General features: G+C 66.6%; 3 protein-coding genes and 1 pseudogene. 2 read left to right on the plus strand and 2 right to left on the minus strand.

What is annotated here, in order from left to right; all coding sequences use genetic code 11:
* Positions 1–56 precede the first annotated feature (56 nt).
* Entirely contained in the window at positions 57–605 is a 549-nt protein-coding gene (locus SFU54_RS05790) for a sigma-70 family RNA polymerase sigma factor (RefSeq protein WP_319015344.1), read from the plus strand.
* 46 nt (positions 606–651) lie between these two features.
* Positions 652–1,569 (plus strand): hypothetical protein, encoded by a 918-nt coding sequence (locus SFU54_RS05795; RefSeq protein WP_319015345.1) that lies wholly within the window; start codon positions 652–654, stop codon positions 1,567–1,569.
* Positions 1,570–1,663: 94 nt separating this feature from the next.
* Here the strand turns inward: SFU54_RS05795 and SFU54_RS05800 are convergent, their stop codons facing one another.
* Together SFU54_RS05800 and SFU54_RS05805 are read right to left on the minus strand one after the other, a co-directional pair.
* Positions 1,664–3,001 (minus strand): MFS transporter, encoded by a 1,338-nt coding sequence (locus tag SFU54_RS05800; protein WP_319015346.1) that lies wholly within the window; start codon positions 2,999–3,001, stop codon positions 1,664–1,666.
* A 28-nt stretch (positions 3,002–3,029) separates the two neighbouring features.
* Positions 3,030–3,516: pseudogene (locus SFU54_RS05805) on the minus strand (short chain dehydrogenase); the annotation flags it as partial.

Consider the following 3,516-nt stretch of genomic DNA (forward strand, 5'->3'; position numbering starts at 1 on the left):
GCGCGCTCTCGCGAATAGTTTGTCGTGACGGTGGCAGACCCCTAACCTGAGGGGCGATGTCAGAGAACAGCACGGTGGGCGCGGATGCCTTTGCGAGCGTTCTCGCAGCCGCGCAAGCGGGCGCCAGTTGGGCGTGCACCCAGCTGTGGAACGACCATGCCCCCTCGGTTGCGGCTTTCTTGCGTGCTCGCGGGTCACGCGAACCCGATGACCTCACGAGCGAGGTGTTTCTCACGGTCTTCAGCCGCCTTGGCTCGTTCGCTGGCGACGCAGCAGCGTTTCGCTCGTTCGTGTTCTCGATTGCCCATCGCCGATTGGTCGATGAACTGCGGATGCGCGGCCGACGCGGCGAGACCGTCGAACTAGACCCGGCTGAAGATCCGCGTCGGGCATCCAGTGCCGAAGACGACGCGGCGAGGCGACTCGGCGATCATCACGTGCTCGCGGTGCTCAATGCGCTGCCGGTTGACCAGCGCGACGTCATGGTCTTGCGCATCGTTGCCGACCTTACGGTCGAGCAAGTTGCCGAGGTGCTGGGCAAGCGTGCGGGAGCGGTCAAGGCCCTGCAGCGTAGGGCGATCGAACGCCTGCGAAAAAACCTTTAGCCCACCCGTACCCTTTTTGGATCCTGAGACGATAGCTCGGAGTGAGATGAGCGAAAAGCCGATCACCGACGCCGAGGCACAGCAGTTGCTCTCGGGTGCAACCCCTGAAGGGCGCCCCGAGCTTTCTGCGCTGGCTGCCTCGATTGCTGACGTGCGCCGTGATGTCGCTCAGGTGCCTGCCCCGCAACCGTCGTTTGCACTCGCGGCACAGCTCGAACATCCCACGCCTGCGGTCAACCGCACTCGCCGGCGCGAGAGCAAGCGGGCGACGTCGGTCTCTCGTTTCGGACTCGCCGCGAAGATTGCCGCCGCCGTGGCCGCTCTCGCCGTGGGCTTTGTGGGAATCGGAGCCGCAGGGGCCTTGCCCGGCGCGGCTCAAGACGCTTTTGACGACGTTGTGTCAACGATCGTCTCGTCGTCGATCGAGACGACAGAAGACGGCGCCGCCGGCGATGAAGAAGTCGGCGACGGCAGGGTTGGTGACGAGGGCACGACCGAAGAGTGCGTGGTCGACGAGGGCGTGATCGACGGCGGAGCGATCGACGAGGGCGCGACTGACGAGGGCGCGACTGACGAGGGCGCCGATGCCGACATGCAAACCGACGCGTGCGAGCCCGCGCTGCCCGTCGGTTCTGGCGAATTCAGCGACTGGGTCAAGCAGGGCGCCCGCGACCCCAACAAGATCGGCTCTGAATTTGGCGCTGCAGTGTCAGAGCAGGCGCGCGAGTTGAAGAACGAAAAGGCCGAAGAACGCGCCGCCGACGCCGAGAACAACGGCACTTCAGCCGGCAACGCGAACGGCAACGCGAACGGCATCACCAATGGCAACGCCGGGTCCAACGGAACGGGCAACGGCACGAGCAACGGCATCGGTCACGGGAATACCGATGTCGTTCCTCACGACGACGATGAGTCGTCCACCGAAACCGGCAAACCTGCCGACCCCCCCGGTGGTCGTCCCTAACGTCGTGAGACCCGAACGCTGCTAACGCGCGTTCACGAAAGCCCCCGTGCCGGGTAGCGCGGGGGCTTTCGTCATGGTGTCGACACGTCTCGGCTCACGGCTGGGGGTTGAGGGCGTCGTAGTCACGCAAGCTGCGATAGAGCCGCAAGAACACCGCGCACACGGCAATGATGACCAGCCCGCCCAGCAAAGGCGGAAACCACAACAAGAGCGTGAGGCTCAGCAGTCCCACGTAGAGATCACCGATGCGTGGCCCGCCGTTGACAACAACGGTGAAGAGCCCTTGCAGTCGGCCGCGCATGACATCGGGAACCGCCGCCTGCAGCATGGTGGTGCGGTAGATCATGCTCACGGTGTCAGAGGCGCCTGCGAGAGCGAGCAGAATCGACGCCGCCACGAGGGCGGGAATGTTCGCCTCGGTGATGTCGCTGCCCACCTCGATCGGCAGCACAGCGGTCGCCAGCAGCAAGACGCCGAAGAGCGCAATGCTGCCGCCATACGCGGCGACCGCGATGACCATGCCGCGGCCGTGAGCGCGCACCGCGGTGACGCGACCCGACAGCAGGCCCAGCACGAGCATCCCGATTGCGCCGGCCGACGAGAGGATGCCTACCGTGACGGCTCCTCCCCCGATGAGCAGGGCGCCGATCGCCGGAAACAGCACGCGCGGGTTGCCGAATGTCATGGCCACAATGTCGAGCACGAAGGTGGCGCGGATGTTCGGGGCGACACCCAAGAACCGCCACCCCTCGACAATCGAGCGCAGATCGGCGCGGCGGCGCTCGCCGTCGGGAATCATCGACGGCAGCGTGTAGAGCCCATAGAACGCGGCGAGAAAGAGTACGACCTCGACCGTGTAGGTGGCAGCGAATCCCAGGTAGGCGACGAAGATTCCCGCGAGCGCGGGCCCGACGGTGACTTGCACGCCCGCGCTGATGCCCCCGAGCGCTCCGGCGGCGGGCAGCAGCTCGAGCCGCACGAGGCGCGCAACCATGGCTGATCGCGCGACCTGCACCATGATCGCCGCGACCGAGTTGATGGTGATGAACACATACAGTGGCCAGATGTCGGGCACGCCAAGCCAGCTGTAGAGCGCAATCGCGGCGGTCGAGCCCCACGCGGCGAGGGCCGAGATGAGCGCAACCGTGCGACGATCGAAACGGTCGGCGAGGGCGCCGCCATAGAGGCCGAAGACGATCATAGGCCCGAGCGCAAAAGCGGCAACGAGCGAGACGGCGAGCGTTGACGCCGTCCGGTCGTAGATGTCGAGGCCCACGCCCACGATCGTCATTTGACTGCCGATGCCCGTGATCGCGGCGCCCGCCCACATGCGCGCGAAGGCCGGGCTCTCGCGCAGCGGCCGTAGGTCAACGAGGTGCCCGCGGCGCGCGGCAGATTCTGCGGCAGATTCGGCGGGGGAGGGAGCGGTCACGATCGCTCCAGGCTACGCCGTTCGGACGCTAACGAGAGACGGTCTGCGCGATCTCCGCGTAGCGCACGCCCGTGAGTCGCTCTGAGGCTTCCCACAGCAGAACCGCCGCGGAGGCATCCCGAGCGAGGTGCGGAAGTCGCGCCGGGGCCGGTAGTCCGCGCACCTCGAGAAAACCATTGGGGCCGTAGTAGCCGCCGGGTTCTGCAGCCGGGTGTGTCGCGGCGTAGAGAGCGGGCACGATTCCCTGGTCGACCCCTTGCATGAAGCGCTCGGTTGCCTTCTGCCGGCGAGCACTCGGGGCGCGACCGTCACGCGGTCCCGTGGTTTGCAGGTTGGTGGCGGTGCCTCCCGGATGCGCGGCCACGCTCGTGATGCCCCACGAGTTGAGGTCGCTCAAGCGTTGCAATTCCCGCGCAAACACGAGGTTCGAGAGCGTCGACAGCCCGTAGGCGCCCCACGCGCTGTACCTCTTCTCGGCCTGCAGGTTGGCCCACTGCCAGCGCCCGGCGTTCGCC

The organism is Microcella sp., from assembly GCF_033763155.1.
GTDB lineage: Bacteria > Actinomycetota > Actinomycetes > Actinomycetales > Microbacteriaceae > Microcella.

What these genes read in the sequence shown, in the direction of transcription:
- SFU54_RS05795 (WP_319015345.1), top strand. Translation starts at nt 652, where the DNA reads ATGAGCGAAAAGCCGATCACCGACGCCGAGGCACAGCAGTTGCTCTCG.
- SFU54_RS05790 (WP_319015344.1), top strand. Translation starts at nt 57, where the DNA reads ATGTCAGAGAACAGCACGGTGGGCGCGGATGCCTTTGCGAGCGTTCTC.